The 26,707-nt window shown below is 53.8% G+C and carries 28 protein-coding genes; 19 read left to right on the top strand and 9 right to left on the bottom strand.

The features are described from left to right. Positions 1-32: 32 nt before the first annotated feature. On the bottom strand, positions 33-419 hold the full coding sequence (gene pilG, locus O5O45_RS23090) for a twitching motility response regulator PilG (RefSeq protein WP_011394528.1): 387 nt from the start codon (positions 417-419) through the stop codon (positions 33-35). Between the two features lie 381 nt (positions 420-800). Here pilG and gshB point away from each other — a divergent pair, with 381 nt between their 5' ends. The 8 genes from gshB to O5O45_RS23050 all read left to right on the top strand — a co-directional run bounded on the left by gshB (position 801) and on the right by O5O45_RS23050 (position 7,162). Then, positions 801-1,769, top strand: a complete 969-nt coding sequence (gene gshB / locus O5O45_RS23085) for a glutathione synthase (protein ID WP_305901679.1) — start codon at positions 801-803, stop codon at positions 1,767-1,769. A 6-nt stretch (positions 1,770-1,775) separates the two neighbouring features. Further along, positions 1,776-2,669, top strand: coding sequence for an energy transducer TonB (locus O5O45_RS23080; protein ID WP_305901678.1), 894 nt, complete (start codon positions 1,776-1,778; stop codon positions 2,667-2,669). Positions 2,670-2,763: 94 nt separating this feature from the next. Beyond that, positions 2,764-3,321: a YqgE/AlgH family protein gene (locus O5O45_RS23075; protein ID WP_011394531.1), complete on the top strand. Its 558-nt coding sequence runs from the start codon at positions 2,764-2,766 to the stop codon at positions 3,319-3,321. Positions 3,322-3,364: 43 nt separating this feature from the next. After that, on the top strand, positions 3,365-3,841 hold the full coding sequence (ruvX, locus tag O5O45_RS23070; RefSeq protein ID WP_305901677.1) for a Holliday junction resolvase RuvX: 477 nt from the start codon (positions 3,365-3,367) through the stop codon (positions 3,839-3,841). Further along, positions 3,825-4,340: a bifunctional pyr operon transcriptional regulator/uracil phosphoribosyltransferase PyrR gene (pyrR, locus tag O5O45_RS23065; protein WP_305901676.1), complete on the top strand. Its 516-nt coding sequence runs from the start codon at positions 3,825-3,827 to the stop codon at positions 4,338-4,340. Before ruvX ends, pyrR begins: the two co-directional genes overlap by 17 nt. Positions 4,341-4,399: 59 nt before the next feature. Then, the gene (locus O5O45_RS23060; protein WP_305901675.1) at positions 4,400-5,404 is read left to right on the top strand and encodes an aspartate carbamoyltransferase catalytic subunit; all 1,005 of its coding nucleotides are present in this window, start codon (positions 4,400-4,402) and stop codon (positions 5,402-5,404) included. Further along, the gene (locus O5O45_RS23055) at positions 5,401-6,696 is read left to right on the top strand and encodes a dihydroorotase (protein WP_305901674.1); all 1,296 of its coding nucleotides are present in this window, start codon (positions 5,401-5,403) and stop codon (positions 6,694-6,696) included. The genes O5O45_RS23060 and O5O45_RS23055 overlap by 4 nt, the downstream gene beginning before the upstream one ends. A 76-nt stretch (positions 6,697-6,772) precedes the next feature. After that, positions 6,773-7,162 (top strand): ComEA family DNA-binding protein, encoded by a 390-nt coding sequence (locus O5O45_RS23050; protein ID WP_305901673.1) that lies wholly within the window; start codon positions 6,773-6,775, stop codon positions 7,160-7,162. Positions 7,163-7,278: 116 nt separating this feature from the next. On the opposite strand, the gene O5O45_RS23045 is transcribed toward O5O45_RS23050, so the two are convergent. After that, positions 7,279-7,554 carry an HU family DNA-binding protein gene (locus O5O45_RS23045; protein ID WP_011394537.1) on the bottom strand — a complete coding sequence of 92 codons (276 nt, stop codon included), beginning with the start codon at positions 7,552-7,554 and terminating at the stop codon, positions 7,279-7,281. 341 nt (positions 7,555-7,895) lie between these two features. Between O5O45_RS23045 and O5O45_RS23040 the strand changes: the two genes are divergently transcribed. The 3 genes from O5O45_RS23040 (at position 7,896) to O5O45_RS23030 (ending at position 12,235) form a co-directional block, all read left to right on the top strand. Next, on the top strand, positions 7,896-8,978 hold the full coding sequence (locus tag O5O45_RS23040) for a hypothetical protein (RefSeq protein WP_305901672.1): 1,083 nt from the start codon (positions 7,896-7,898) through the stop codon (positions 8,976-8,978). Positions 8,979-9,040: 62 nt separating this feature from the next. Next, positions 9,041-10,060, top strand: a complete 1,020-nt coding sequence (locus O5O45_RS23035; RefSeq protein WP_305901671.1) for a putative solute-binding protein — start codon at positions 9,041-9,043, stop codon at positions 10,058-10,060. 84 nt (positions 10,061-10,144) lie between these two features. After that, complete coding sequence (locus tag O5O45_RS23030) at positions 10,145-12,235, top strand: TRAP transporter large permease subunit (RefSeq protein WP_305901670.1); 2,091 nt, start codon at positions 10,145-10,147, stop codon at positions 12,233-12,235. Between the two features lie 77 nt (positions 12,236-12,312). Here O5O45_RS23030 and O5O45_RS23025 read toward each other — a convergent pair whose 3' ends face one another. The 4 genes from O5O45_RS23025 to yrfG form a co-directional block, all read right to left on the bottom strand. Next, entirely contained in the window at positions 12,313-13,848 is a 1,536-nt protein-coding gene (locus O5O45_RS23025; protein WP_305901669.1) for a phosphoenolpyruvate carboxykinase, read from the bottom strand. Positions 13,849-14,078: 230 nt separating this feature from the next. Further along, positions 14,079-14,936, bottom strand: a complete 858-nt coding sequence (gene hslO, locus O5O45_RS23020; protein ID WP_305901668.1) for an Hsp33 family molecular chaperone HslO — start codon at positions 14,934-14,936, stop codon at positions 14,079-14,081. Positions 14,937-14,966: 30 nt separating this feature from the next. After that, positions 14,967-15,380, bottom strand: coding sequence for a ribosome-associated heat shock protein Hsp15 (gene hslR, locus O5O45_RS23015; RefSeq protein ID WP_305901667.1), 414 nt, complete (start codon positions 15,378-15,380; stop codon positions 14,967-14,969). Between the two features lie 13 nt (positions 15,381-15,393). Beyond that, positions 15,394-16,071 (bottom strand): GMP/IMP nucleotidase, encoded by a 678-nt coding sequence (yrfG, locus tag O5O45_RS23010; protein ID WP_305901666.1) that lies wholly within the window; start codon positions 16,069-16,071, stop codon positions 15,394-15,396. A 115-nt stretch (positions 16,072-16,186) separates the two neighbouring features. Between yrfG and cysQ the strand changes: the two genes are divergently transcribed. After that, positions 16,187-17,020, top strand: a complete 834-nt coding sequence (gene cysQ / locus O5O45_RS23005; RefSeq protein ID WP_305901665.1) for a 3'(2'),5'-bisphosphate nucleotidase CysQ — start codon at positions 16,187-16,189, stop codon at positions 17,018-17,020. A gap of 89 nt (positions 17,021-17,109) precedes the next feature. Here cysQ and O5O45_RS23000 read toward each other — a convergent pair whose 3' ends face one another. Together O5O45_RS23000 and mutM are read right to left on the bottom strand one after the other, a co-directional pair. Next, positions 17,110-17,454, bottom strand: a complete 345-nt coding sequence (locus O5O45_RS23000; protein WP_305901664.1) for a hypothetical protein — start codon at positions 17,452-17,454, stop codon at positions 17,110-17,112. Positions 17,455-17,656: 202 nt separating this feature from the next. Beyond that, positions 17,657-18,472, bottom strand: a complete 816-nt coding sequence (mutM, locus tag O5O45_RS22995) for a bifunctional DNA-formamidopyrimidine glycosylase/DNA-(apurinic or apyrimidinic site) lyase (protein WP_305901663.1) — start codon at positions 18,470-18,472, stop codon at positions 17,657-17,659. Between the two features lie 315 nt (positions 18,473-18,787). On the opposite strand from mutM, the gene O5O45_RS22990 reads away from it, so the two are divergent. Beyond that, positions 18,788-19,981 carry a DesA family fatty acid desaturase gene (locus O5O45_RS22990; RefSeq protein WP_305901662.1) on the top strand — a complete coding sequence of 398 codons (1,194 nt, stop codon included), beginning with the start codon at positions 18,788-18,790 and terminating at the stop codon, positions 19,979-19,981. 96 nt (positions 19,982-20,077) lie between these two features. On the opposite strand, the gene rsmD is transcribed toward O5O45_RS22990, so the two are convergent. Then, positions 20,078-20,671: a 16S rRNA (guanine(966)-N(2))-methyltransferase RsmD gene (gene rsmD / locus O5O45_RS22985; protein WP_305901661.1), complete on the bottom strand. Its 594-nt coding sequence runs from the start codon at positions 20,669-20,671 to the stop codon at positions 20,078-20,080. Between the two features lie 183 nt (positions 20,672-20,854). On the opposite strand from rsmD, the gene ftsY reads away from it, so the two are divergent. The 6 genes from ftsY to hyi all read left to right on the top strand — a co-directional run bounded on the left by ftsY (position 20,855) and on the right by hyi (position 26,609). Further along, positions 20,855-21,985 (top strand): signal recognition particle-docking protein FtsY, encoded by a 1,131-nt coding sequence (gene ftsY / locus O5O45_RS22980; protein ID WP_305901660.1) that lies wholly within the window; start codon positions 20,855-20,857, stop codon positions 21,983-21,985. Positions 21,986-22,044: 59 nt separating this feature from the next. Next, entirely contained in the window at positions 22,045-22,707 is a 663-nt protein-coding gene (gene ftsE / locus O5O45_RS22975) for a cell division ATP-binding protein FtsE (protein ID WP_305906241.1), read from the top strand. 33 nt (positions 22,708-22,740) lie between these two features. Next, complete coding sequence (gene ftsX, locus O5O45_RS22970) at positions 22,741-23,775, top strand: permease-like cell division protein FtsX (RefSeq protein WP_305901659.1); 1,035 nt, start codon at positions 22,741-22,743, stop codon at positions 23,773-23,775. 240 nt (positions 23,776-24,015) lie between these two features. Further along, entirely contained in the window at positions 24,016-24,870 is an 855-nt protein-coding gene (gene rpoH, locus O5O45_RS22965; RefSeq protein ID WP_305901658.1) for an RNA polymerase sigma factor RpoH, read from the top strand. An 88-nt stretch (positions 24,871-24,958) separates the two neighbouring features. Beyond that, positions 24,959-25,849 carry an NAD(P)-dependent oxidoreductase gene (locus tag O5O45_RS22960; RefSeq protein ID WP_305901657.1) on the top strand — a complete coding sequence of 297 codons (891 nt, stop codon included), beginning with the start codon at positions 24,959-24,961 and terminating at the stop codon, positions 25,847-25,849. After that, entirely contained in the window at positions 25,842-26,609 is a 768-nt protein-coding gene (gene hyi / locus O5O45_RS22955) for a hydroxypyruvate isomerase (protein WP_305901656.1), read from the top strand. The genes O5O45_RS22960 and hyi overlap by 8 nt, the downstream gene beginning before the upstream one ends. Positions 26,610-26,707 lie beyond the last annotated feature (98 nt).

Raw genomic sequence — 26,707 nt, 5'->3', positions numbered from 1 at the left:
CTGTAAAAAAAGTGTAGCTTAATAAACTGACATCATTTCTTCGGCAAATGATTTCGAATTGTACCCAGTAGTTCGTCCTTGCTGAAAGGTTTGGTCAAATACTGGTCCGACCCCACAATGCGTCCCTTGGCCTTGTCGAAGAGTCCGTCTTTGCTTGACAGCATGATAACGGGAGTGCTCTTGAATGCGCTGTTGTTTTTGATAAGCGCGCAGGTCTGGTAGCCGTCGAGCCGGGGCATCATTATATCGACAAAAATGATGTCCGGGTGAGAATCGGCGATTTTTGCCAAGGCGTCGAAACCGTCTGTCGCGGTAATTACAGTGCAGCCGACTTTTTTTAGAAGCGTTTCGGCAGTACGACGAATCGTCTTACTATCGTCAATCACCATAATTTTGAGGTTTTCAAAGTTATCTTCCATCTCAATATGGCCCTGGTAATGAGGTCATGTTTTCGTTGTGTGAGTCACTAATTCGGCTGGCTGATTTACGTCGGAAAGCGGCGTCAGACATGTTAATGGCTTTTTTAACATAGAATTACAACGCAATCTATAAGTAAATACTATTTATAGTTCAGATGCCCAGTAAGGCAAAGAAAATCTTTGTGTATAAATGTCACAAAACCACTAACAACCTTAACAATTGGAACCTGACTACCTTTTAATTAGCAGATTAGTACAGAAAATAAGATAGTACAGAAGTGGGCTTTGGGCCCGGAAAGTGGCATCATTATGCCCGCCCGTTCGCCGGGCGCCCAGTTAATTTTTGCAACCGTCTTTTAACGCATTTAAGTAGGTGCGGATATGACTATCAGGTTGGGTGTGGTGATGGACCCCATCGCCGACATCAACGTTAAAAAAGACAGCACGCTCGCGATGCTGTTGGCGGCCCAAAAACGCGGTTGGTCCGTGTATTACATGGAACAGGACGATCTGTACCTGGAGCAGGGGCGGGCCTATGCGCGGATGCGCACGCTGCAGGTGGCGGACGATCCTTCCAGTTGGTTCGAGATTCAGGATGAATTTGTGGATGCGCTGGCGTCGCTCGACCTGATTCTGATGCGCAAAGATCCGCCAGTGGATAGCGAATTTGTGTTCGCCACCCATATCCTCGAGGCTGCTGAGCGTGAGGGCGCGCTGGTGGTTAATCGACCTCAGAGCCTGCGCGATTGTAACGAGAAGTTATTCGCCACCCAATTCCCGGATCTGTGTCCGCCTGTATTGGTCAGTCGCGACGCAATGCGCCTGCGCCGCTTTTTTGCAGAGCATGAAGACGTGGTGTTCAAGCCGTTGGACGGCATGGGCGGCAAGTCTATCTTCCGGGTGAAAACCGGGGACTTCAACCTTGGCGTTATTCTTGAAACGCTGACTGACAATGGCCGCCGCCAGATTATGGCGCAGCGCTACTTGCCGGAGATCAAAGACGGCGACAAGCGTATTTTGATGATTAACGGCGAGCCGGTCCCATATGCTTTGGCGCGTATTCCTGCGCAAGGCGAAAACCGCGGTAATCTGGCGGTGGGAGGTAGTGGCGAAGGTCGCGAGTTGACGGAGCGGGATAAAGAAATCTGCGCACGTGTTGGATCGGTATTAAGAGAAAAAGGTCTGCACTTTGTCGGATTGGATGTAATTGGCGACTACCTCACAGAAATAAATGTCACTAGTCCAACCTGTATTAGAGAGTTGGATAAACTTTATCATTTGGATATAGCAGGACAATTAATGGATTATTTGTCGTCTTTATTAAAGTCACGTCGGGATATTGTTGTTTAAATAGATATGAGTGATAAGTCGCTTTCTTCTCCGGCTGCGGGAGTCACCGCTTTTGATCGCCTGGGTTTTTGTATGTTCTTCGCCATCGCCGTGCATGCGGCGATTGTGTTGGGAATTACCTTTACTATCGAACCAGAGCGTCCTGTCCCTCTGACAGTAGAGGTCACCCTGGCTCAATTTGATGATAAAGAAGAGCCGGAGGACGCCGATTTTCTCGCGCAGTCAAATCAAAAAGGCAGCGGCTCGGAAGAAGATAAGAAAGAGCTTACCACCACTGAGCAGGCGGACTTTCGTGATATAGAAACCCATGAAGTGGCGCAGCTTCAGCCAGAGGCGGTAAAGCCGAGGGAAGCCTCCGCCGAGCGTCAGGTGGTTGCGAACAAGACTTCCGATCGCGACATGAGCATGTCCGAAAAGCCGAAGAAGGATAACCCGGAAGAGGCGCCTCCAGAAGAGCGCAGTCAGTTGTTGCAGCGCAGTCTGGAGATCGCCAGTTTGGAGGCGAAGCTCTCCGAACAGCAACAGGCGTACGCCAAGCGCCCCCGTGTGACGCGTTTGACTGCCGTATCGGCGAGAAAGACCGCCAGTGCTTACTACATGGAAGAGTGGCGCCGGGAGCTGGAGCGCATCGGCAACATCAACTATCCAGAAGAAGCGCGTAAGCGCAAACTGGAAGGCAAAGTTCGCGTGGCGGTGATCATTGAACCGGATGGTCAGGTGCAGGAAATCAATATTCTGGCTTCGTCAGGGGCTAAGATACTGGATGACGCGGTGATCCGTATCATTCGTTTGGCTGAACCATTTCCCCCCTTCACCGAAGAGATGCGTAAAGAATCAGACCTGTTGGAAATCATTCGCACCTTCTCTTTTGGAGAGCGCATGTACGCCACTGATTCGTGAGAATTTTCCGGTTAATTCCTTTGGATTTTTGCTGCATTGGGGTTAACTGGTTTATGCTTAGAACTATACAGGCAGTTAAAAAGGCCGCAACTGCATGAGTTCATCAATGTCTACATTACGCAATCAATTTCTGATTGCCATGCCTCACCTCAAGGACCCTAACTTTGAGGGGACCATCAGCTATATTTGCGATCACAATGATGAAGGCGCCATGGGGATTGTCATTAATCGGCCTTTGGATATCCGGCTCAGCGATATGCTGGCGCAACTTGAACTGGGCGGAGAAGGCATCGCCATGCCGGTGTATTCCGGCGGTCCCGTGCAGATTGAGCGCGGTTTCGTTCTGCATTCGCCTTTAGGCGACTGGCAATCCTCCATCGAGATCGCTCCAGACATTTGCATCACCACGTCCAAAGACATCCTGGAAGCCATGGCTCGCGGCGTTGGGCCTGATCGTACCTTAGTGGCGCTTGGCTACGCAGGCTGGGGCGCCGGCCAATTGGAGAAGGAAATCTCCAACAATTTCTGGATCACCTGTCCTGCTGACTCCGCTATCATTTTCCGTACGCCGGACAGTGAAAAAGTCGTTTCCGCATTGGGACGGGTGGGCATCGATTATCACCGTCTCTCGTCGATTTCCGGGCATGCCTGAAGCTGTGACGCAGAGGACGTTCGGGAGGCTCGACACATAGATTATGGCGACAGTGGTAGGCTTTGACTTCGGGCTCAAGCGCTTTGGCGCGGCAGTCGGACAGTCGGTATCGATGACGGCTTCTCCTCTCAAGGAAATCCCTGCTCAGGACGGTATTCCCCGATGGGAAGCAATCGAAGCGCTATTGGAAGAATGGAAGCCCGCGTTGGTGATTGTGGGTGAGCCTTTGAATATGGACGGCAGCGTCAGCGAAATGGCGTTGCGCGCCAGGAAGTTCGCCCGGCGTTTGCACGGAAGATATAATCTGCGCGTCGAAATGGCGGACGAGCGGCTCACCAGCAGCGAAGCCAAATCCATGGTGAGAGAACGCTACGGGCAGCGCAACTTCGGACGTTACGCCGTGGACTCTATTGCTGCGGTCTTTATCGTGGAAAGCTGGCTGGAAACCCACGCCGACAATCTGGACGCATTTCTTCATCCTCCTCGTAAACAAGGAAAATCTGATGACATCATTGATTGATGTTGATGCGGCCATGCGGGACATGGTCGAAAAACTCAAACAGCTCTGCGCGGAACGCAACATAGACAAGCCTGCGCTCGTCGGCATTCATACAGGCGGCGTGTGGGTTGCGCGACGATTGCAAAGCCTGTTGGGCTGGGATGGTCCAGTAGGCGAGCTGGATATCTCATTCTATCGCGACGACTTCACTCGCATCGGCTTGAATCCTAAGGTTAAAGCCTCTTCTTTGCCTTTCGAAACAGAAGGTCGGGACGTGGTGCTGGTGGATGACGTGATTATGAGCGGAAGAACGATTCGGGCCGCCATGAACGAACTTTTTGACTTTGGCCGGCCGGCAAGTATCCTTCTCGTCGCGCTCATGGATGTGGGCGGTCGCGACCTTCCCATACAGCCGGATGTGGTCGGCGCCAGCCGACGGCTACAGTCAAATCAACGTGTGAAACTGCTGGGGCCGGACCCTCTGGCGGTGGAGCTGCGGGAGAAAACAGGCTCCAGCTGAAAGACCTTAGCGACAAGTTCACACATGGGCGAAATCCATCAACCTGAGAATTGATTTCCATGCCTAGCATAGACGACGAACTCAGTCCCCTGCAGTTGAACCGGTTTCAGCAACTTCGACATTTTCTGACCATCGAAGGCCTGAGCCGGAAGCATCTCACGGACATCCTGGACACGGCGGATACCTTTATTGAAGTCGGCTCCAGATCAATCAAGAAAGTTCCTTTACTCCGCGGCAAAACCGTCGCCAATTTATTCTTCGAAGCCAGCACCCGCACCCGCACTACCTTTGAACTGGCCGCCAAACGTTTATCGGCGGATGTTCTGAATATCAACATCACCACCTCAGCCACCAGCAAAGGCGAATCATTGTCCGACATGCTGCGCAATTTGGAAGCGATGGCGGTGGATATGTTCGTAGTGCGTCACGCCCAGAGCGGCGCGCCGCATTTTATCGCTAAATCGGTGACGCCAAGAGTCTCCGTCATTAACGCTGGCGATGGCCGTCATGCGCACCCGACTCAGGCGATGCTGGATATGCTGACTATTCGCCAGCACAAGCATAAGTTTGAAGGGTTGAAGGTCGCCATCGTGGGTGACATCCTGCACTCGCGGGTGGCGCGTTCGCAGATTCAGGCCCTAAACCTGCTTGGCGCCGAAGAAGTTCGGGTCATTGCGCCGGATACGTTGCTGCCACCCTATATCGATCAGTTTGGCGTCAAAGTATTTAGCTCCATGAAAGAAGGTATGCGGGACGTCGACGTGGTGATCATGCTGCGTTTGCAGAAAGAGCGAATGGAAGGCGCCCTGCTGCCTAGCGAGCAGGAATTCTTCCGTCTCTACGGATTGTCGCAGGACAAACTGGTCTTGGCCAAACCTGATGCGATTGTCATGCATCCGGGCCCGATTAACCGCGGCGTGGAGATAGAGTCCGCAGTCGCTGACGGTCCGCAATCCGTCATATTGAATCAGGTGACCAATGGCATTGCGGTGCGGATGGCGGTCATGTCCATGGCGATGAGCGGCCAGATAGCTGAATTGACAGCGGATGAGGAGGTTGCGTGAGCGGGCGGATACTCATAAAAGGCGGTCGCATTATCGATCCGTCTCAAAGTCTGGACACCCTGTCTGACTTATATATTGCTAACGGCGAAGTGGTCGCGATCGGCGCAGCGCCGGGCGACTTCAACGCAGATATGGTGATTGACGCCGCCGGTTCCTGGGTGACGCCCGGGTTGGTGGATCTGTGTGCGTACCTGCGCGAGCCGGGCTATGAGCATAAAGCAAGCATCGCCAGCGAGTCCCTGGCCGCGGTGAAGGGCGGTTTTACGACGCTATGCTGTCCACCTGCGACATCGCCAGTGAACGATACCGCAGCGGTGACCAATCTCATATACGATCAGGCGCTGACCGCAGGTAAGGCGAAGATATTGCCTATTGGGGCCCTGACTAAAGGGCTGGCCGGTGAGCAACTGAGTGAAATGCACGCGCTGCGCGAGGCGGGCTGCGTTGGCGTTTCCAATCTGCGCTATCCTTTCCGGGACAACCAGGTCATGAAGCGCTGTCTGGAATACGCCTGTTCTCAGGACATCACGGTGTTCGTATGCCCGGAAGATTATGCATTGGCGAAAGACGGCTGCGTACATGAAGGCGCCACCAGCGGGTTGCTGGGGTTGAGCGGTATTCCCGCTATTGCGGAAACCATGGCGGTGGCGCAGTGGTTGATTCTGGCGGAGGAGACCGAGGCGCGGATACACCTTGGACAATTATCCTGCGCGAAGTCAGTCGAGCTGGTCGCAGACGCCAAACGTCGCGGCTTGAAAGTCACCTGCGATGTGGCGCTGGCGAATTTGATTTATACCGATGCGGTGATCAAAGACTTTAACCCTGCATTTCACGTGCGTCCGCCATTGCGACGGGAGGAAGACCGCAAAGCGCTGCTGAATGGCGTGAATGACGGCGTGATCGACGCCATCTGTTCTCATCATCAGCCCCATGAAAGCGCGGCCAAGTTGGCGCCGTTTGCGGAAACCCGCTCGGGCATGTCGGTGATTGAGCTGGTGCTGCCGCAGATCATTGCACTGACGACGTCTGGCGAGTTGCGTCTGGATGCGGCGATGCGGGCGCTGACGTCAGGTCCGGCGCAGGTGCTTGAGCTATCTATGGGGAGTTTACAGGTTGGAAGCGCGGCGGATGTGACGCTGGTCGATCCGACTACAAAGTGGCTGGTGACCGAGTCAGATCTGGTGTCCAAAGGTAAGAATTGCCCATGGCTGGATACGGAAGTGGTTGGACTGGCTTTTAAAACCATTGTGGAAGGACGTGTGGTGTATGATCGCTCGCTGATGATGGAGTAGCATACAACGTTCACTTATCAGAGACGGTTGTCAGTTCTGACGAGACAATGACGAGTTGATTTAAGGAGGTTGGAAAATGGGATCTTTCATCCTGTTTATAGCGGTATTGGTTATTATTTATCAGTTATCGAACATCTCCCGCAATACTGCGGACGCATTGGATAAACAGGTGGCGTTGCAGTATGAAATCGTCGCTGTCGAGAAGCGTCTGGATGAGTTGACCGAATTGCTGAGCGCGCGACAATCCGAGGGCGAGCGGGAGAGCGAAGCCATGGTCGATGTGGATGAGCTGGTTAACATTAACCACGCCACGCTCAAGCAGTTGACTACCTTACCCAAAATTGGCCGCGCTACGGCTCAGAAGATAACTGAAGCGAGGCCGTTCTCCAAACCGGAAGACCTGAAACTGGTGCAGGGAATCAATGAAGATATCTTTGCGGACCTGGCGGAAAAAATAACGGTTTAAGTCCGTTGTTTACAACCTCCTGATCCTTCAGGGCTTCTTAGACTTCTGCGGCGGAAACGCCCAGTTCCTGCCAGTCCGGACGGATAGCGGGCAGGGCGGGGCTTCCGCCGCTAATATTATTTATTGACCGCATCCTTCAAGAGCTTGCCAGCCTTGAACCCAACGGTTTTGCTGGCGGGAATTTTAATAGCGGCTCCAGTTTTGGGGTTTTTACCTGTACGTGCGCTCCTATTGCGCTGACTGAAGGTTCCGAATCCGATCAGTGAGACGGTTTCATTGCGGGATACCGCGTCGGCTATTTCATCGGTTAACGCGTTCAGTACCTCCGCAGCTTTGCTTTTCGACAAATTCGTGCGTGCTGCAATCGCTGCGGCAAGTTCAGGTTTGCGCATACTCTTCTCCTATCGGGTTTGTATTGTTATTGGTGGCGAACGCTGTGAGCCGAAGTCCTACAAACCCTGCTTCAGGCCCAGCGCTCCTTTAGTTATAGCGGCTCCCGGAGCCCTGTCAAATGCGCGGCGGCGTAATTTCGGCCTTTTTTGAAAGGGACTTTGGTAACGGTATTTATCGTTTTTTGTCTTTTTGTGCCAAATTTATTGCGCTTTGTGCCGTTCATCTCACAAAAAACCTTCCAGTTTGTCCATAATCTGGCCCGTCCTAAGCATAAACCCCTATGCTCGCCCGACTGCGGCGACATCAAAGAATAAAGACAAAAGGCAACTGGGAGGTTTTTGTGAGCCCACATTTCTTGAGGTTTTCATCCGCGTTACTGTATTGCGTCAGACCCGTCCGACAGCTGTTTTCCATTAAGCTCGTGGCGGTTCTCGCCACAACTCTGGCGCTTGCTGGATGCGGCGCGACACGCAATGTGATGTATAAGACCACTGGCGACGTCATGGTGGGTTTTGCGCAGGAACATCAGACTCCCTTTGTTCTCAGCACGGACGATGTCTCCATGAACTGCGGTATGTCGGAAGCCCTGGCGCCGATGTTGATGTCCTTTGGTCGCGTCCGCGACGAACCCCATTCTCTTGCCGTCATGATCTACGGTTCCGCCGGTATGTGCGCAGAATCCCGCGCCCTCAATGAAGAGCTGCGCTATATGCGAGCGATTCGGGATCAGGACGCTGCGGAAGCCGAGGATGCGTTGATTGCGCAAAAACGCTTCAACACGCTCGCGGCCAAGCGTAACTACGAAGCGTATCAACATCTCGTCGCCCAATATGGCGAGCCCGGTGGGACTTGTCCGGAATTGGACGAGGACTATGACGAGTTCATATGGATGATGGGCATGATCGCCGGCTTGCAGGCGCTTAATAACGAAATTGCGTCGGGAGCAGGGCTGGGCGTTCCCAAAAATATCGCAGCGAAAGTCGAACGCTCCGCAGCTTGTGTGGATGACGACAAGTGGTGGGGCGCGCCCATGGCGATTCGAGCGACAGTGTGGTCCATGCTGCCTGGCGCTGAACCCAAGGGTGAGGACGCCTCCCTGAGGCTGGCTGCTGCAGCGAAGAAAGGCGAGCGGGCCGGCGTGCGTCTGGCTCACGTATTTCAAGCCTTGGCGGCCTACGGGAAAGGGGATATGGCTGCTGTGAAACAGGTTATTCGCGCCCACGCCAAGTCCAAGGCTAACAAAGAAGCCCCTCCCGAGGCGCGACTGTTGGACGAATTGGCGACGACCATGCTGACTGGATTGTCCGACCGCATGTGGACGGAGCATACCGGCCATCGCACCCCGGTGGGCGCGTTGGGGAGGTTTTGGGACGATAAGAAGCAAACCACAGCGGAGACTGTGGATCTCAGCGATATTTTGTAGCTGGCCGGCATGACGGGAGCGCTCCGGATCAATCTCAAAGAAGCAACGACTGGGAAATTAGAATGAAAACAAGGGCGATAAGAAAACAACTGGCGGGTTTGACGTGCGTCGCCGCTATGACGCTGGCGGGTTTAGCCAACGCGGAAATGGTGGAGCGTTCGTTCTGTGTGTTTGATCCGATCGGCGCCAATGGTCCACTGTTTAACATCATGAAGACGGCGAAGCCATCTGCGCTGGGCTGGGGTGTGAATCTGGACTTGCGCGCCTACACCGATGAAAAAATAGCGGCTGAGGATTTCAAGGCCGGGCAGTGTGACGCCGTGCTGTTGACGGGCACTCGGGCCAGAGAGTTCAACCGGTTTACCGGCACGCTGGAGGCGATGGGCGCTATTCCTGGCGACGAGGAAATGAAGCTGCTGCTGCAGACGCTGAATCAACCCAGGGCGGCGGCGCTGTTGACGCAGGGTGAGTTTGAAGTGGCAGGCATTCTACCTGCCGGCGCCGTTTACCTGTTTATTAGAGATCGTAATCTGGATTCCGTAGAGGAGCTGCAAGGCAAAAAGGTCGCCACCCTGGATTATGACAATGCAGCTTTAACGATGGTTCGCCGTGTAGGCGCCTCGGTAGTGAGCGCTAACTCCAGCAACTTCGCCGGTAAGTTCAATAACGGCAATGTGGATGTCGCCTACGCTCCGGCAGTGGCCTACACACCTCTGGAGCTGTACAAAGGACTGGAGCCGGATGGCGGCGTGTTCAATTACAAACTGGCGCAGATGAACTTCCAGATCATTATTCGCCAGGACCGCTTTCCTGAAGGGTATGGCCAATTGTCGCGGGAGTACGCGGCGGGTCGATATGAGGAAGCCTACCAAATCATCCGCGATGCGGAAGCGGAGATTAAGGACGAGTACTGGATGCGCCCGGCGGCGCAAAAGCTGGAAGGCTATGACAAGTTGCTGCGCGAGGTGCGCATAGCTTTGCGGGACGAGGGCGCCTACGACAGTCGCGCTCTGACGCTGATGCGTAAAGTCCGTTGCAAGACCAACCCCACTGCCGCGGAATGTGTGGAAAACCTCGAATAATCCGTTATCGCGTTGTTCCGGCTTTGGCGCAGAGCCCGGAGGCTGACGGGCGGTCTTTGAACATCATCTGGATTGCACTAAATCATGAATGGTTCCCTAGCCTATGAGTCCGGCGTAACCCTCGGCCGGAGCAAGCGGGAGTGGTTTTCATCATTTCCGGTTTGTCTGCTTTTGGCGGCGGTGGTGGCGTTTGGCGCCGCCAGCGATATCCACAATAAAATTCTGCAAATGGGGCAGGCGATTTGGCCGGGATATTACGAGCTACGCACAGAGCCGGTAGCGCCAGAGTGTAATCCCGATCCCAATATTGAGTCCGAGTTGCAGCGTTTAATGGCGCAACAGCAAGCCCCTGAAGACGATTTGGGACTGTTCGAGCCAGATCCTGTCGACCCTGCGACATTGCGCGCGTCCTTACTTAACGCCAAAGCTGCTTGCGTCGAGAAGTTTCAGCGCTATGAGGCCACCAAGGATCGTATCACCCCAGGTCTGAGGGCGTTCCGGGCGGGGGAGCTGTTTGTGGCGGACGTCATCGCGTTCGGTCTGACTTCTCAGCGCTTTATTCTGGTCATTCTGGTGCTGATTTGCGCGGCCACTGCGACGGCGGGGCGTCATCATATCGCCATGAGGCCTATGGTGACGACGCTGGATCACCGCGTTTCCACCGTTTTGCAACTGGTCGCCAACGCGATGCTGTTTGCATCGTCCTGGTCTTTTCGCGAGCTTGGTTTGGCTCATGGCGGCGAGTCGCCGCAACGGGACGCTTTGCATCTATTGTGGATGTCTGGCTTCGGCGCTCTGACCCTGATGAGTCTCTGGCAGCTGATCAAAACGCCGGATGACGCCAAACCAGGGGGGCGTCTTGGCGGGGCGTTATTGAGCGTCCCGCTGTATACCACCATGTGTCTGATATCTGGAACCTACTTCATGCTGGAAGGCCATGTAGCAGGCGTCGGTATCTATCTGGATAAGATGATGGACTTATCCGACATGTTCCTGAATGTCGGGTTATATGTCTGGATTGGCATGATGCTGAAGGAAACGAGACTCGCCAGCCTGGTGTTCAACGTATTCCACCCTTGGAAGATGCCCCCGGAAATGTTCGCCTTTGTGGCGATTGCCGTCGCAGCCATACCAACAGCATATACCGGCGCTTCGGGCATATTCGTGATCGCGGCGGGCTCGGTAATCTATCTTGAACTACGCAAGGCCGGAGCGCGCCGACAACTGGCCTTGGCGGCCACCGCTATTTCCGGCAGTCTCGGCGTAGTGCTGCGTCCCTGTCTGCTGGTAGTGATCATCGCCTACTTGAACCGGGAAGTGACCACGGATCAATTGTTCGGCTGGGGCGGCAAAGTGTTCGTATTGACGCTGATGCTGTTCGCTGTCTTCAGTATGACCATGAATCGGTGCAGCCCTATTGCTCTGGCTCCGGTGCGCGTTGCTGCGCCAGCGATGCTGGCGGCGTTAAAACCGCTTATCCCTTATGTGCTGGTGATCAGTGCTGTCGGTCTGATTTATTCCTGGGGGTTGGGCGTTGCTCTCAATGAGTTCACCGCCCCGCGTATATTGCCGGTGATGATGCTGGCTATCCTGATTTACGAGCGCTATCGAAGGCCGAGCGTGGCGGGAAGAAAAGAATCTTCCGAAGAAGGAAAACAAGCTGGCTTCGAGAAAGCATTGCGCTCAGCGACGAATGAAACGACGACTCACATCGGCGCCTTATTATTCTTGATGGGGCTTTCCGTCAGTGTGGGCGGCGTGATAGAGCGTTCTGGCCTGATGGAGGTGTTTCCGCACAGCTTCGCCAGCGTCTGGATGGTCATGTTGATGTTGGTGGCGATACTGGTGGTGATTGGGATGGTGATGGACCCTTATGGCGCGGTGATACTTGTCAGCGCGACCATCGCCAGAATCGCTTATGACAATGGCGTCGATCCCGTCCATTTCTGGATGGTGACCCTGGTGGCCTTTGAATTGGGCTATTTAAGCCCGCCGGTGGCGCTCAATCACTTATTGACCCGGCAAGTAGTTGGAGAGGAGGAAATCCGCTTGGCGCAAATGGAGGAGGGAAGTTTCTATCAGCGCCATGAACGTATTCTGATGCCGCTGTTGGTGCTGGGCAGCGCATTGATCATCGTGGCTTTCGGGCCTTTAGCTTATCAAGCATGGAGCTAGTTTGTTTTTGATGGATTGACGGTAAACTCCGGACATAAAAAAACCCGGCGAACCGGGTTTTTTGATAGAGCCGTCGCTTAATCCAGAGAAGGACCCGCTGCGCGGATGGCGTCGGAAACATCGAACTTTTTGAAGTTTTCCACGAACTGCTGGATCAGATCTTGCGCCTTGGCGTCGTAAGCTTCTTTGTCCGCCCACGTGTTGCGTGGGTTCAGCAGTACGCTGTCTACGCCTTCCAGCTCTTTTGGAACGGTCAGGTTCAGCTTTTCCAGGTGCTCCGTTTCGACATCCGCCAGCTCACCGCTTTGGATGGCGCTGATGATGGCGCGGGTCACAGGAATGCTGAAGCGCTTGCCTACCCCGTGGGAGCCGCCGGTCCAGCCTGTGTTGACCAGATAAACCTTGCTGCCGAATTCTTCCATACGCTTCATCAATAGTTCTGCGTAAACGCCTGCGGGGCGGGGGAAGAACGGTGCGCCGAAGCATGTGGAGAAAGTGGATTTCAGCTTGGAGCTGGAGCCCATCTCGGTGGAGCCTACCAGGGCGGTATAGCCGCTCAGGAAGTGATAAGCCGCGGCTTCTTTGCTCAGGATAGATACGGGAGGTAATACGCCGGTCATATCGCAAGTCAGGAAGACGATCGCGGATGGCTCGCCTGCGCGATTTTCCAGCACGCGCTTTTCCACGTGCTCAAGCGGGTAAGCGCAGCGGGTGTTTTCGGTCAGAGATACGTCAGTGTAGTCCGGCGTACGGTCTTGATCGTCAATGACGACGTTCTCGACGATGGCTCCAAAACGAATAGCGTTCCAGATAACCGGCTCGTTTTTCTGGCTTAGATCGATACACTTCGCGTAACAGCCGCCTTCCACGTTGAAAACAGTGCCGCGGCCCCAGCCGTGCTCATCATCGCCGATCAGAAAACGTGACTCGTCAGCGGACAGAGTGGTTTTACCGGTGCCGGACAAACCGAAGAACAGGCATGTCTGACCGTCTTCACCGACATTGGCGGAGCAGTGCATGGGCAGCACATCTTTTTCCGGCAGCAGGAAGTTTTGCACGGAAAACATCGCCTTCTTCATTTCGCCTGCGTACTGCATGCCAGCCAGCAGCACTTTGCGGCGCGCAAAGTTGATGATCACTGCGCCGTCGCTGTTAGTGCCGTCGCGCTCAGGCTCGCACACGAAATCAGGAATGTTCATTACCTGCCATTCTTGTTTGTCCGCAGGATTGTATCGCTCGGGGCGGATAAACAGGTTGCGGCCAAACAGGTTGTGCCAGGCAGTTTCGGTAGTGACTTTGATAGGTAAGTAGTGCTCGGGATCAGCGCCTACGTGCAGGTGGGAAACGAATCGGTCGCGGGTGGAGATGTAGTCTTCGACGCGGTCCCAAAGTGCGTCGAATTTCTCTGCATCGAAGGGGCGGTTAATCGCGCCCCAGTCGATTGCATCCGCAGTGCTGGGCTCCTGTACGATGAAACGATCCATTGGGGAGCGTCCCGTTCGTTTTCCGGTGTTGACCACCAGGGAGCCGTTGGCGGCCATACGGCCTTCTTTACGGCAAATAGACTGTTCAACCAATTCGGCTGAACTAAGATCTGTATATAAATTGCTCACTTAACCTCGCCCTCATTATAACAATCATAGGCGCAGACGCCGCCGTTCTTTTAGGTTTTGTTATGCTCGGGACGCGCTGCGTTATCGCAAACAGGGGCGCTATTATGCCAAAAGCAGGTTGAAAAGACGACAGTTTCCGGGTGTGCGTAAGGCCTAGTCCTGTGGGCGTTTCCGGCCCGCCCTGTGGGGGCTGGCCGGGGTGCGCGAAACGGTTCGCGCGCGCGTCAGGTTCAGTGAAGGGTGGGAGAGTCGAATAACTGCTCTATACGTTCGCGGCCAAAGCTATAGCGCTGCAGGCAAAACTGGCAGTTCATTTCTATTTCGCCGCTCTCATCCAGGATGGAGAAGGCCTCTTCGCGGCCCAGTGACTTAACCACTTCCAGGGTTCTTTCTTCCGAGCAGGAGCACCAGAAACTGGCGGGCTCTTCCTGCAGTACTCTGACGGATTCCTCGTGGAACAGGCGATGCAACACTTCTTCCGCAGGTAAACTGAATAACTCTTCCGCCGTTAATGTGGCGGAAAGCGCAACGATACGCTCCCAGTTTTCAGCAGAGTGCTCGCCGCCCCGGGCTGCGGGAAGCTGTTGTAGCAGCAGTCCGCCCCAGCGACCGTTGGACTCATACAGCCAGATTCTGGTCGCCAACTGCTCGGAGCGCTCAAAATATTCTTCCAGACAGGCGGAAAGTGAATCCGAAGAGAGGGGTACAATGCCTTGGTAACGCTGACCGTTTTGAGGCGTAATGGTTATCGCGAGAGCGGCGCGATTTCCCAGCAATTGCTTTAGTGACGCGCTGTTCGGCGCGCCTTCCCAGCGTGCGATGCCGCGGGCGGTGCGGCGATGGGTCGCTTCCGCCATCAATAGGCGTAACTCGCCTTCGCCGGTGGCCTGCAGGGTGGTGTCGCCTTTTATTTTGAGCGTCGCGCTCAGCAGCAGGCCTGCGCTTAAGGCCTGGCCTAATAAAGACTGGATCGCTTGGGGATAATCATGGCGGGACAGCGCGTCCTGCACGGTTTTTTCCAATACCAGCAGCTCGCCGCGGATGTCCAGTTCGTCAAAAATAAAGCGTTGCAGTAAATCGGCTTTCATGAGTGAGGAAATACCCTGCTCTAATCAATATTAATCGTGTTCAGCTTGTTCTTTGAAGCGGTGGATCATACGTCGTTGCTTCTTGGTCGGCCTGCGCGCCGGAGGCAATTGCGCCGCCTGAATCTGTTTCTGCTGCCAAGCCAGTTTTTCGCGTTTTTCGACGCTGGCTTCCGTTTCTTGATATAGCTTCTGCGCCACGGGGGCCGGGCCGCGTTTTTCGGAGACATCCAATACCAGCACAGTCTTTTCCGACCAGCCCTGTTTAAGCGTAACCTCCGCTCCGGCTTCAACTACCCGTCCGGGCTTAACGCGGGCTCCATTATAGTGCACTCTGCCGCCTTCTATAGCCTCTTTGGCGAGGGTGCGGGTTTTATAGAAGCGTGCGGCCCATAACCACTTATCCAACCGCACTTTGTGTTCTGTCGCTGAAGCCTGCTCCTTCATTTATTACCTGTCTCTAAACTTTACTGTTGGCGTAGACGTTGGTAGGCAAAATCTGGTCGAAGTGCAGAATGCCCTTAAATTCCGTCTCTTCTTGTGCTGGGCGCTGACTGTCCGGGTGCAATACCGCGAGCAAGTGCGCGACGCCATATTCTTTGGCTGAGCGTAATACGGGTAAACTGTCGTCTATCAATATCGCTCTGTCTGGTTGGAATGGCTCAACCTCCTGCAAGAGGCTCCAGAACGCAACGTCCTCTTTGGGAACGCCAAAGTCGTGGGAGCTGACAATGTTGTCGAAATAAGGCGTCAGGTCGACTTGGCGTAACTTGAGCTCAAGGCTTTTGCGATGGGCGTTGGTCACCATCACCACTCGGTGATGGCTGTCTCGCATTGCCTGTAGAAATTCCTCAACAAAGGGACGATAGCCAATAAGATGTTGGATTTCCTCTTTTAGAGTAGGGATATCCACATCCAGCTCGCGACTCCAATAGTCGAGACAGTACCAATTCAGCTGCCCTTGCAGTTGGCGGACTTTATCGAGCAGATCCTTGCTCACGATTTCCGGATGAAGGTCTTTAAGCTCCGCCAAGCGCTTTGGCAGGTGCTCCATCCAGAAAAAGTTGTCGAAATGTAAGTCCAGCAATGTGCCATCCATATCAAGCAATATGGTGTCGATGGCGCTCCAATCCAGCATGCAATAACCTTCTTTACTTCATGAGTAAGTCTGTTAGATTGTAACTCTTTCAAAGAGTACAGGACAGGCGCGCGCAAAGATGGCGTCGTCCCCCTTCCCATCAGGACAAGGTTACATGATAGATAAAAACACCATTGAGCGTATGCATGCCGAAATTCAAGGGATTATGAATGCGGCCGGCGCAGCGATTCTCGATGTATACGAAAAAGCGGAATCCATTGAAATCACCACCAAAGAAGATGACTCTCCATTGACCCAGGCTGATCGTAGAGCCCATGCAATTATTGCTGAGGGCCTGCGTAAGATGCCGGAGGGGTTTCCTGTGCTTTCGGAAGAGTCCACTCTGCCGGATTACGAGTTGCGTCGCCAATGGACTACCTATTGGCTGGTTGACCCGCTTGACGGCACCAAGGAGTTTATCAGCAGAAACGGTGAGTTCACGGTCAATATTGCGTTGATTCATGAAGGCTTTCCAGTAGCAGGTTGGGTGTATGTGCCTGTGAGAAGCCAGTTATATTATGGCTGGAGTCTGGATGGCGACGCGGCTGCATTCCTGGCGGAAAATGGCGCGTCCCATGCGATCGCCGCCCGCAAATTGAATCCAGAAGCGGAGGTCGTGGTGGTGGCTAGCCGTCGTCATGGCGGCGAAGCGCTGCAGCCTATGCTGGATAAAGCAGAAGCGCGTTTTGCGAAGCTGGAGCGCAAGAGCATTGGCAGCTCTCTGAAAATCTGTCTGGTGGCGGAAGGCAAAGCGGATTGGTATCCCCGTTTGGCTCCGACATCCGAGTGGGATACCGCGGCGGCTCACGCTGTGCTGCTTGGCGCAGGCGGCGTGATGGTGGACGCAGAATACAAGCCCCTGCGCTACAACGGCAAAGAAAGCATCTTGAACCCGCATTTTCACGCTATCGCAGACGATGGTGAGGTATGGAAAGAGCTGGTGCTCTAAATGCTGAAGCCCTGCTTTAAAGGCATGGGGATTAAAACGAAAAAGCCGGCATATACCGGCTTTTTGTGTTTAAAAGGTAGTCTGTCGACTTAGTTTTGAGCGCTTTCGTCGCCCAAAGTCACCACTTTCTCTTTGCGGCCAACCCGGGTGCAGCCCAAGCAGCGTACGAAGGTGGTTTTGGCTGGGCCGATAACCAAAGTCTCCGCTGCTTCGCCAGCGTTTCCACCTAATGCAGAGAAGGGAAGTGAAGCGACATAGACGACAGAGCCGATGACGGTGATGCCGAACAGCACTGGACGGGCGAACAGAGCGTCACCGGTCATGGCCAACGCGGATGGCTTCTCCTCCACGGTTTCGCTGTATCCTGCAGTAGGCATGATAAAAGCTGCAGTGGCGACAACAATACTAATCCAACGAACAAGCGTCTGGCGCATGGGTGAACTCTCCCAATTAACAAATCCAATAGTCTATCTATTAAGACAAATATAACAGGCTTTTGAAAACTTTCTAAAAAAGAATCAGCTGTTTTGCAATAATATTTTGTGTATTTTCTAACTTTGCCGCGCCCCTGTCGACGCCTTTTGTCGAGTTTGTGACATTCTCCCATCAGGCGCCTGAGGCGATGACCGGCTTATCCTACCGTTGGCAGGAGGGGCAGAAGACGCTGGCCCGTTGACCTAATTTGATTTCTTTTAGTTCTGTTTTGCATACGGTGCAGGGCTGTCCGCCTCGGCCATAAGCCCGCAGTGTTTGCTGAAAGTAACCTGGCTTGCCGTCGCCGCCTACAAAATCCCGCAAAGTGGTGCCGCCCATGTTGATGGCGTCGCTTAGTACTTTTCTTACCGCCTCCGCCAGAGCCTGATAACGTTTGAGACTAACTTCTCCCGCTGGCCGCGTGGGTCGAATGCCTGCCAGAAACAGAGCCTCATTCGCATAAATATTGCCGACGCCGACCACGATGGCCTGGTCCATCAGGAATGTTTTTATCGGCGACCTGCGCTGTCGGGACAACTTATACAGAAGCTCTCCGCTGAATTGGTCGCCTAATGGTTCTGGTCCGAGATGTCTTAGCAGGGGATGCTCATGCGCTGGCGGTTGTAGCAGCAATAGGCAGCCGAAACGCCGCGGATCGTTGTAACGCAAGGCGATGTCGCCCTCAAGCAATATGTCCACATGATCATGCTTCATTCGCGGGGTTTCCGGCGCCACGATGCGCAGATTGCCGGACATGCCTAAGTGAAAGAGCAGTTCGTCCTCACCCAGATTAATTAACAGATACTTGGCGCGACGTGTGACATCCTGGACCGTTTTACCTTCTGCGGCGGCGGGTAAGTCCGCCGGCACAGGCCAACGCAGACGCGGCTCATAAATATTTACGTTAAGTATTTTGCGTCCAGTGATATGAGGCGCGACGCCTCTGCGGGTGGTTTCCACCTCAGGTAATTCTGGCACGGGGTAAACCTTTGTCTTCGAACTGGGTAAGCGAGTGAAAGTTATCGGCTTGACCATGCCCCACGGAAAAGGTGGAGCGTTGAGCGCTCGCCGCCTAAAAATCACAGTCTAACCATGAGGTTGTGAAAATCCTATAGAGAACTTCCCTGAGATAGCTTGAGTTAGCCTTTGTAATCGCTGTTTGCAGAGTGCGAACATCGTCCCGTTTCAGACCGGTTTTCCAGCAATTTCTTACAAACTTTAATATGCGGGCGCGTGAAGTTTAGCGTACACTTGTACGCTCAAATTTCGGGATACAACAAGAGAGATTTCCACATGTGGTATGAAGGCCTGCTGGGGCTGACTGCTTGGCAAACCGTCCTGGCGACCCTGATTCTTACGCAAATCACCATTGTGAGCGTCACTGTTTACTTACACCGTCATTCGGCTCATAACTCAGTCGATCTGCATCCGGCGTTAGCACATTTTTTCCGTTTCTGGCTGTGGCTGACAACAGGCATGATTACGAAAGAGTGGACAGCTGTACACCGTAAACATCATGCGAAGTGTGAGACCGAAGAGGATCCGCACAGCCCGGTTAAAAAAGGGCTGAAAACCGTATTTTGGAGTGGCGCGGAGCTGTATAAGGCTGGCGCTACTGAAGAAACTCTAAAGCGCTACGGGCAACGCACCCCCGAAGACTGGTTGGAGCGTAATCTTTACGCACCCTACAACTGGATTGGCATCACCGTTATGGCAGTGATTGATCTGCTGTTGTTCGGCGCCAAGGGGATTACAGTCTGGGCGGTGCAGATGATGTGGATTCCGTTATTCGCCGCTGGCGTTATCAACGGGATTGCGCACTTCTTCGGCTACCGCAATTTTGAATGCACTGACAATGCCAGGAATATTTCTCCTTGGGGCTTTTTTATTGGCGGCGAAGAGTTGCATAACAATCATCATACCTATCCCCACTCGCCAAAACTCTCCGTTAAACCCTGGGAGTTTGATATTGGCTGGATGTGGATCAAGATTTTTGAGTTCCTTCGCCTGGCGAAAGCCAAGCCTGTCGGCCCTATCGCACACCAAGTGCCCGGTAAGGCGTTGCTGGACGTGGATACATTGATGGCCATCGCCAACAACCGCTTTCAGGTGATGGTGCAGTATCGTAAGAAGGTGCTGGCTCCATTATTGAAGGAACGCAAGCAGCAGCTTCCACCGGAAGAACGCACATTGCTGCAGAAAGTGCGCAAGCTGATGTATCGGGAGGAGTCGCTCATACCCCCACAAGAGCATCATCGGTTGCAGGAAGTGTTGGCGAAACATGAAACCCTGCAGATGATCTATCAAAAGAGCAAAGAACTGCAGGCGATCTGGAAGCGTCAGCCTGGTATGCAGTATCAGGATAAGGTCGCGGCTTTACGTGAATGGTGTCATCAGGCGGAGCAAAGCGGCGTGCGCCATTTGGAGGAATTTGCAGCCTGGCTGAAATCCTTCTCTTTGGTCCCTGCGCCTGCAGGGGCGCGATAGCGGCCTGACATGTCTCTAGAAAGACCGGTGCAAGCCGGTCTTTTGCCTCCTCTTTTCCTGATCTTTGACCATACTTTTCTCTGACTCAGGCGAGGTTCAGCCTGTCTGCCGCGCCAAACATAACGCGTATTGAACTTGCCCTGCTGTCTTATGACGAGAAAGCGTCCAGCCGGTAGGCAGTGGAAGCGGGTTGAGCTCCGCCTCTGCCTCTATATAGACGTAAGCATCCGTTGAGAGCAGCTTTCTCTCTACAAGAAGTTGCAGCGCCGGAGCGAGTAACTCTTTCCTGAAAGGTGGATCAAGAAATACAACTTCCCAGGGTTTATCCGGCGATGCCGCTCTTAACCAACTCAGGGCGTCGGCGTTCGCCACATTGGCGTTATCCGCGCGTAGAAGCTGTATTTGGGTTTTCAAATGCGATGCGATCACTGGGCTCTGGTCAATAAAGGTCACATCCGCCGCGCCACGGGAAAGCGCCTCCAATCCCAGCGCACCGCTACCGCAGAATACGTCCAGGCAGCGAGGGCCGGGAAAAATGGGCATTAGCCAGTTGAATAGCGTTTCCCGCACTCGATCAGGGGTGGGGCGCACGCCGTCCAGAGCGGGGAACGTCAGTTTTCTACCCCGGTGGGAGCCGCCGATAATGCGCAATTGGCCCAACTCAGGGGCGGACTTGCCTTTTTGTCTCATGCTGTGTGTATGGTCCGAATGAAATGAAAATAACCAAGCGTTTAGGGCCTAACGCCCCCGATTTTACCGTCTATGTTTGGACGCGATGGAGCGGGTAGGGCTGTTAGCCTTGCGTACGAACATCGCAGGTTAATAGAATAGGGCCCCATTTGCATCTTCGCCTAAGTTTTGGACATCTCTGATATGCATTCAATGATCAACTATGTGTTTATGGCCCTGATGGGGCTGTCGGTATTGTTATTGATCGCCGACATTCTGTCCCGTAGAAGTAGCCTCCCGCGTCCGCGCTCATTTGAGCTGAGCCCGCCTGAAACGCAGAAAAGGGCGGAGGCGAAGGGCGTCGCGCCAACGAAGGCGCGACCTGCGCCTGTCCAAGAGGTCGCGTCGGAGGAGCCTTCCGGCGGCTGGTTGGCGAGAGTGCGTTCAGGGTTGAGCAAAACCCGTGGTCAGTTTAGCCAGAATCTTATGGCGCTATTCGCTGGCTCTAAAGCGATTGATGAAGAGCTGCTGGAAGAAATCGAAACCTTATTGTTATCCGCCGACGTGGGTATTGAGGCGACGACCCAGATTACTCAGGCCATTACTGAAAAGCTTGATCGCAACCAATTAAAGGACTCCACTGCGCTTTACGAAGCCTTGAAAGAAGAGCTCCGCGGCTTGCTGGAGCCATGCTCCAGCCCTCTGCAAATAGAGAAGAAAACTCCTTATGTAATTCTGGTGGTGGGCGTGAATGGCGTCGGCAAAACCACCACGATTGGCAAACTGGCCAATAAATTCCAGCAGGAAGGACGTTCCGTCGTTCTAGCCGCCGGGGATACTTTCCGCGCCGCAGCTGTGGAGCAATTACAAGTCTGGGGTGAGCGTAATAATGTGCCGGTAATCGCTCAGCATACTGGCGCAGACAGCGCCTCCGTCATTTTCGACGCGGTGCAGGCGGCCAAGTCACGTGGGGTGGATGTCGTTATCGCTGATACGGCGGGACGGCTGCAGAATAAAGAGAATCTGATGTCCGAGCTGGAGAAAGTCGTTCGCGTCATCAAGAAGCATGATCCTGATGCGCCTCATGAAGTGATGTTGGTGCTGGACGCGGGCACAGGACAGAATGCGTTGAGCCAGGCTCAGTTGTTCCGCCAGGCGGTTGGCGTCACCGGCATCACTATCACCAAACTGGATGGCACGGCGAAAGGCGGCATCTTGTTCGCCATCGCCAAGCAACACGGATTGCCGATCCGCTATATCGGCGTGGGCGAGGGCATTGACGATCTGCGCCCGTTTGACGCAAGCGAATTTGTGGATGCGCTGTTTGACGCATAAAACCGAGTCCTGAATGGCAAGGCGATGAGGCATAGGGGAAACTTATGATCGGCGACAGCATGATCCACTTTGACAGAGTCTCAAAACGCTATAGCGGCGGATTTGAAGCCCTGTCTGAGGTCAGTTTTTCATTGCGGCGCGGTGAGATGGCGTTTCTGACCGGGCACTCCGGCGCGGGCAAGAGCACGCTACTAAAGCTGATCATGCTAATGGAGCGCCCCAACCAGGGACGCATCTTTATCGGCGGCCAGAATCTGGAGAAGTTTCCCCGTCGGCAAATTCCGTATTTTCGTCGCCATGTCGGTGTGGTGTTTCAGAATCACCATCTGTTGTTTGATCGCACGGTTTTTCAAAATGTCGCCTTGCCATTGGAAATTGCAGGTGTTTCCCCCCGAGAGATCGGTAGGCGGGTGCGCGCGTCTCTGGACAAAGTGGGGCTACTGAAGAAAGAAAACTCACTGCCCATCACTTTATCTGGTGGGGAGCAGCAGCGGGTGGGGATCGCCAGGGCGGTAGTGAACAAGCCGCCGCTGTTGCTTGCTGATGAGCCTACAGGCAACCTGGACCCCGAACTGTCCGCCGAGATTATGCGGTTGTTCCAGCAGTTTAATCAGGTAGGGGTGACGGTGCTGATCGCCAGTCACGATCTGGCGTTGATCTCCCATATGAGGCATCGCGTTATGCGACTGGATCATGGCCAGCTGGTGGCCGGTCGCGGCTGAGTGAAACCTTCCGAGCGAAGAGACTAGAAGAATATGAAAGAAAACATACCGCGCGGAGCCAGCCCATCAAGGTCGGGACGCAAACAGCCGCCCCCTCCGCCTGCCGAGGGGCCGCCTCGGCAAGGCGCCTCCGCTGGGTTGGAGCAAAGCGGCCTGGAAGCCTACTTTTCCCACCATCGCCTGATCGCTCGTGACAGTTTGATGCGCCTGATACGGAACCCGTTGTCCAGTTTGATGACCTGGCTGGTGATCGCCGTGGCTCTGGCTTTACCATCTGGCTTGTTTGTCATGCTGGGCAATTTGGGAGGATTGACGGAAGGACTCGAAGGCGCGTCGCGAGTCTCCCTTTACATGAAGCTGAATGTGGACGATCAGACCGCTTACCAGTTGGCGCAGAAGCTTAAGGAACGGCCTGAGGTGCAGTCGATGCAATTCATCAACCGCAGTCAGGCGTTGGAGGAATTCAAGTCTATGTCTGGATGGGGGGATGTTCTGGCCTATCTTGACGATAATCCGTTACCGGCGGTGATTGTGTTGCAACCGTCGCCCGAATACGGACAGGCGGAAAAGGTGCAGGCTTTCACGGAATCGCTGTCCAAGCTCCCTGAAGTGGACAATGTGCAATTGGACCTGCAATGGGTGAAGCGCCTGAATGCGTTGTTTGAAGTGTTGGGGCGCAGCACCCTGGCCATAGGGGCTTTATTGGGGTTGGCGGTTATTCTGATTATCGGCAACACCATCCGGCTGGCGATTGAGAACCGTAAAGACGAAATTCTGGTGGTAAAGCTGGTGGGCGGAACCGATCCCTTTGTGCGCAGACCGTTTTTGTATACCGGCTTCTGGTATGGGGTAGGCGGCGCCTTATTGGCTTGGTTATTGGTGAATATGGCGTTGCTCTGGCTGAGCGGACCGGTGAACCAGTTGGCGGCGTTGTATTACAGCAGTTTCAACCTGTCCGGCCTCTCTATTGAAGCCACATCCTTGCTGTTGCTGACGGGATCCTTCCTGGGATGCGGCGGCGCCTGGCTCGCAGTGAGACGGCATTTGGATGATATTGAGCCTAAATGACGAATTTTTAATATCAGCCAGCTATTGAAATAAATACAGCAGGCCTTAATTACAGTTAAGCTCAGAAATCCAGTGCGGGCGGCGGGCTTTATAGGAATAGGCCCCCAGAGGCTTTGGACGCGGACGAGAAAGTCGATTGCAGTGATACATTTCGTTACAATGGGGAACTTTCTACTGCGTTGGCAGTCTAATCGTCAAGTGCTATATTTTCACGTCGAGTAAGTTAATTGGAGATTTTGAATGGGTACCAGTTTACGGCCTGTAGAAATGCTTGCTCCAGTAGGGAATCTGGAGGGATACGTTCACGCGGTAAACAGCATTCCTGTTCTCAGCGCTGAAGAAGAGCGCGAATTGGCGGAACGTTTCCACCAAAACGAGGACTTATATGCAGCCAGGCAGTTAGTCATGGCTCATCTTCGCTTTGTTGTGCATATCGCCAAGAGTTATTCCGGATACGGTCTGTCTCAGGCTGACTTGGTTCAGGAAGGGAATATTGGATTGATGAAAGCGGTTAAACGCTTTAACCCTGAGTTCGGCGTTCGTCTGGTTTCCTTTGCGGTGCACTGGATTAAGGCGGAGATCCACGAATTTATTTTGCGTAACTGGCGTATCGTCAAAGTGGCGACCACCAAAGCGCAACGCAAACTGTTCTTTAACCTGCGCTCCGCCAAGAAGCGTCTGGCTTGGTTGACCAATGATGAAGCCAAAGCCGTTGCGCAGGATCTGGGCGTCGATACCCATGTTGTGCGGGAAATGGAAAGCCGATTGGCTGGCCAGGATACGTCTTTCGACGCAGGCGCGGATGAAGATGACGAAACCGCGTTTAAAGCGCCCGCGAACTATTTGGAAGATCGTCGCTACGATCCAGCGATGATGCTGGAAAATGAAAACTGGGAGGAAGACTCCAACAGTCGTCTCCACGATGCGCTGACCCAGTTGGATGAACGCAGCAAAGACATCATTCAAAAGCGTTGGCTGGCTGAAAGTAAAGCCACTTTGCATGAGCTTGCTGATGAATACGGCGTTTCCGCTGAGCGTATACGCCAGTTGGAAAAGAACGCGATGAAGAAGGTTAAGCTGATGCTTGAAGCATAAGCGACGCCAGCTACTGAAAAAAAACCGCCGCACGGCGGTTTTTTTTTTGCGGTGACTCTGCTGCCCATCTCTAGAGGAAACAATACCCATGCATATCGCTTTTCTTGGTGTCGGCCTGATGGGCGCGCCCATGGTGGAGAATCTGTTAAGCGCTGGTTATTCATTGACGCTTTGGAACCGCACTCGCTCAAAGGTTGAAGCCTTTGCTGAGCGGGCCCAGATTGCTGATGAGCCTGCGCAGGCTGTCGAAAAAGCGGATGTCGTTATTCTGATGCTGGAAAACGGCCCGGTGGTAGACGATATCCTTATGCGGCAGGGCGTGGCGGATGCTGTTTCGCCTGGGGCTTTAGTTATTGATATGGGCTCTATTCCGCCTTCATTGGCGCGTAAACACGCAAGCTATCTACAGGCAAGGGGCGTGGCCCATCTGGATGCGCCAGTCTCAGGCGGGACCGTGGGGGCGGCGCAGGCGGCTTTATCAATAATGGTGGGAGGGGAGCGGAGTCAGTATGACAAAGCCCAGCCTGTCTTCGGCGCATTGGGCGAAACCACCTACATTGGTCCGCATGGCGCAGGGCAACTGGCGAAACTCGCCAACCAAGCGATTGTGGGAATCACCATCGGCGCTGTGGCTGAAGCCCTGATGTTGGCCGCCAAAGGCGGCGCTGATCCGGTGGCGGTGCGAAAGGCGTTGTTGGGAGGATTTGCATCAAGCCGTATTCTGGATTTACATGGCCGCCGGATGCTGGAGCGCGACTTCCAGCCTGGAGCGACTGCCAGAGTACAGCACAAAGATTTGACCATGATCCTCGATGAGGCCAAAGCGGAAGGGATAACCCTGCCCCTCACCGAACAGGTTTTCGAGGAATATCAGGCCTTGTTGGAAGCCGGGCATGAAAATGTGGATCACAGTGGTCTATTGCTGCACATAGAGGCGCTCAATCAGATTCGTCTTGATGGAGAAAACAAGGATGCCTAAGTTCGCCGCCAATCTTTCCATGCTGTTTACGGACGTTCCCATGGGGGCGCGTTTCGCAGCGGCCGCCCATGCTGGATTCACAGGAGTGGAAATGCAGTTTCCTTATGCCTGGGATAAAGCTTTATTGTCCGCCAGCCGAGAGAAGGCGGGAGTCAGTGTGGTGTTGCATAACTTACCTGCTGGTGATTGGGAGACCGGCGAGCGCGGAATTGCATGCATTCCGGGCCGGGAGAGAGAGTTTCGGGAAGGCGTGGAATTGGCTATCGCGTACGCCAAGGCTCTCGGCGCGCCCAGGTTGAACTGCCTGACGGGGATAAAGCCCTCGTCAGTGAGTGATGAACAGGCATGGTTCACGCTGGTCGATAATTTGCGCTACGCGGCGCGAAAACTCGGTGACGAGGGCATTATGCTGACGTTGGAAGCGATCAATAGCCTGGATGTCCCTGATTTTCTGATCGACAGCACAGACAAAGCGCTGCGTGCGATTCAATTATCTGGTGTTAATAATATTAAATATCAATACGATATCTATCATATGCAAGTGATGGAGGGAGATTTGGTGCGGACCATCAAACGCCATATCGCCAATATCGGACATATTCAGTTCGCCGATAATCCAGGGCGTCATCAACCAGGAACCGGCGAAATCAACTTTGCGTATGTTTTCTCCCAGCTGGATGAAATGGGGTATCAGGGATGGGTGAGCGCAGAGTATATTCCCCTCGGAAATACGCGGGAGACGCTGGGGTGGTTGCAATAAGCGGCGTCGCCCCCAAATTACTAAATCTTAACTGGGCGTTTATTTACCCTATACCTAGACTACGCAATGGGTAAATAATGAACTACCAGCTTAATAAA

This window comes from Hahella sp. HNIBRBA332 (genome assembly GCF_030719035.1).
GTDB lineage: Bacteria > Pseudomonadota > Gammaproteobacteria > Pseudomonadales > Oleiphilaceae > Hahella.
This window is presented reverse-complemented; position numbering and strand designations above follow the sequence as displayed.

What these genes read in the sequence shown, in the direction of transcription:
- pilG (WP_011394528.1), bottom strand. Translation starts at nt 419, where the DNA reads ATGGAAGATAACTTTGAAAACCTCAAAATTATGGTGATTGACGATAGT.
- gshB (WP_305901679.1), top strand. Translation starts at nt 801, where the DNA reads ATGACTATCAGGTTGGGTGTGGTGATGGACCCCATCGCCGACATCAAC.
- O5O45_RS23080 (WP_305901678.1), top strand. Translation starts at nt 1,776, where the DNA reads ATGAGTGATAAGTCGCTTTCTTCTCCGGCTGCGGGAGTCACCGCTTTT.
- O5O45_RS23075 (WP_011394531.1), top strand. Translation starts at nt 2,764, where the DNA reads ATGAGTTCATCAATGTCTACATTACGCAATCAATTTCTGATTGCCATG.
- ruvX (WP_305901677.1), top strand. Translation starts at nt 3,365, where the DNA reads ATGGCGACAGTGGTAGGCTTTGACTTCGGGCTCAAGCGCTTTGGCGCG.
- pyrR (WP_305901676.1), top strand. Translation starts at nt 3,825, where the DNA reads ATGACATCATTGATTGATGTTGATGCGGCCATGCGGGACATGGTCGAA.
- O5O45_RS23060 (WP_305901675.1), top strand. Translation starts at nt 4,400, where the DNA reads ATGCCTAGCATAGACGACGAACTCAGTCCCCTGCAGTTGAACCGGTTT.
- O5O45_RS23050 (WP_305901673.1), top strand. Translation starts at nt 6,773, where the DNA reads ATGGGATCTTTCATCCTGTTTATAGCGGTATTGGTTATTATTTATCAG.
- O5O45_RS23045 (WP_011394537.1), bottom strand. Translation starts at nt 7,554, where the DNA reads ATGCGCAAACCTGAACTTGCCGCAGCGATTGCAGCACGCACGAATTTG.
- O5O45_RS23035 (WP_305901671.1), top strand. Translation starts at nt 9,041, where the DNA reads ATGAAAACAAGGGCGATAAGAAAACAACTGGCGGGTTTGACGTGCGTC.
- O5O45_RS23030 (WP_305901670.1), top strand. Translation starts at nt 10,145, where the DNA reads ATGAATGGTTCCCTAGCCTATGAGTCCGGCGTAACCCTCGGCCGGAGC.
- hslO (WP_305901668.1), bottom strand. Translation starts at nt 14,936, where the DNA reads ATGAAAGCCGATTTACTGCAACGCTTTATTTTTGACGAACTGGACATC.
- hslR (WP_305901667.1), bottom strand. Translation starts at nt 15,380, where the DNA reads ATGAAGGAGCAGGCTTCAGCGACAGAACACAAAGTGCGGTTGGATAAG.
- yrfG (WP_305901666.1), bottom strand. Translation starts at nt 16,071, where the DNA reads ATGCTGGATTGGAGCGCCATCGACACCATATTGCTTGATATGGATGGC.
- cysQ (WP_305901665.1), top strand. Translation starts at nt 16,187, where the DNA reads ATGATAGATAAAAACACCATTGAGCGTATGCATGCCGAAATTCAAGGG.
- O5O45_RS23000 (WP_305901664.1), bottom strand. Translation starts at nt 17,454, where the DNA reads ATGCGCCAGACGCTTGTTCGTTGGATTAGTATTGTTGTCGCCACTGCA.
- O5O45_RS22990 (WP_305901662.1), top strand. Translation starts at nt 18,788, where the DNA reads ATGTGGTATGAAGGCCTGCTGGGGCTGACTGCTTGGCAAACCGTCCTG.
- rsmD (WP_305901661.1), bottom strand. Translation starts at nt 20,671, where the DNA reads ATGAGACAAAAAGGCAAGTCCGCCCCTGAGTTGGGCCAATTGCGCATT.
- ftsY (WP_305901660.1), top strand. Translation starts at nt 20,855, where the DNA reads ATGCATTCAATGATCAACTATGTGTTTATGGCCCTGATGGGGCTGTCG.
- ftsE (WP_305906241.1), top strand. Translation starts at nt 22,045, where the DNA reads ATGATCCACTTTGACAGAGTCTCAAAACGCTATAGCGGCGGATTTGAA.
- ftsX (WP_305901659.1), top strand. Translation starts at nt 22,741, where the DNA reads ATGAAAGAAAACATACCGCGCGGAGCCAGCCCATCAAGGTCGGGACGC.
- rpoH (WP_305901658.1), top strand. Translation starts at nt 24,016, where the DNA reads ATGGGTACCAGTTTACGGCCTGTAGAAATGCTTGCTCCAGTAGGGAAT.
- O5O45_RS22960 (WP_305901657.1), top strand. Translation starts at nt 24,959, where the DNA reads ATGCATATCGCTTTTCTTGGTGTCGGCCTGATGGGCGCGCCCATGGTG.
- hyi (WP_305901656.1), top strand. Translation starts at nt 25,842, where the DNA reads ATGCCTAAGTTCGCCGCCAATCTTTCCATGCTGTTTACGGACGTTCCC.